General features: G+C 72.5%; 2 protein-coding genes. One reads left to right on the top strand and one right to left on the bottom strand.

The features are described from left to right. A partial coding sequence (locus QSK31_RS48565; protein ID WP_285692005.1) for a hypothetical protein occupies positions 1 to 213 on the bottom strand: 213 nt, incomplete at its 3' end. Between the two features lie 55 nt (positions 214 to 268). Here QSK31_RS48565 and QSK31_RS48560 point away from each other — a divergent pair. Next, positions 269 to 487: hypothetical protein (locus QSK31_RS48560; RefSeq protein ID WP_285692004.1), on the top strand; the 219-nt coding region annotated here is incomplete at its 3' end.

Below are 487 nucleotides of genomic sequence, written 5' to 3'. Positions count from 1 at the left end.
GATCGATGCGGGACGTCTGCCCAGCACCTTCGACAGCGCCCGATTCGCACCCCTGCCCGCCGAGGCCACCACCACAGCGACGTCCCGCCCGCGACGGCCAGACACCCACACCGCGATGCCGCCGATCAGCAGCGGATTGTCGTCGTTCCTGACCGGCGGGGATCGTGAGCCGGCCAGGTCGCTGTCGCAGGCCGCCGCCCAGGTAGAAGCCACACTGGGCCCACCCCCTGACAAGGCAGCCGATTGCACCCCCCGGTCCGTGGCGGCGTTGCGGGCGCTGCAAACCCGTCCCGGCAGCGATAACGGCCTCTACGGTCTGCGACCCGTCGAGTCCGGTCAGCGACCCGTCGACGAAGCCGCCGCACTGCTGAGCACCCCTGACACCCCAGCCTTCTTCGGCACCCCCCGCACCGCGCACATCCTGCACGACCTCCGCCCCGGCGCGGCAACCCTCGCGTGGGGACGCCAGCCCGGCGAGGACGCGCAC

Source organism: Actinoplanes sp. NBRC 103695 (assembly GCF_030269485.1).
Lineage (GTDB): Bacteria > Actinomycetota > Actinomycetes > Mycobacteriales > Micromonosporaceae > Actinoplanes.
This window is presented reverse-complemented; position numbering and strand designations above follow the sequence as displayed.